Source organism: Rhodococcus sp. P4_F3_2 (assembly GCF_056401335.1).
The window spans coordinates 1-360 of sequence record NZ_JBFUJN010000306.1; the positions used below are offsets into that span (position 1 = coordinate 1).

1 protein-coding gene is annotated in these 360 nt (G+C 32.5%); it reads right to left on the minus strand.

The genetic code is table 11. The features are described from left to right. Window positions 1–337, minus strand: a 337-nt coding sequence (locus AC1DWA_RS33865; protein ID WP_477917938.1) for an immunity protein YezG family protein, incomplete at its 3' end; no start/stop codon positions are given. Window positions 338–360 lie beyond the last annotated feature (23 nt).

A 360-nucleotide genomic window follows, 5' to 3' on the forward strand; every position in this document is an offset into this window, starting at 1 on the left:
ATACAGAGAACATCCCTGTTTGCTCTAACATTAGCGTAAAAGAATACCATAGTTCCTGGTTATTTTCTTTAAAGATTTCCCTGAGCTGTTCACTAAGATCAAAAAGCTTATCTTCTTCATTATTAAATTCTAGTTCCGATATGTTAAATTGTTTTGGTATATCTAGACTATACGTGTAGCTATTATCTCTAATTGATTTATAAAAAAAGTAAACTCGCCCCCCTGATTCATCAATCTGTGCATAAAAATAAAATTTCCCCCATTCTTCTGGAATCATATTATTAACCGTTTCTGCTATTTCTTGATACAATTCCTGTAACTGGCTTTCCATTTGCATAAAATTTATCCTCCCGCCTGATT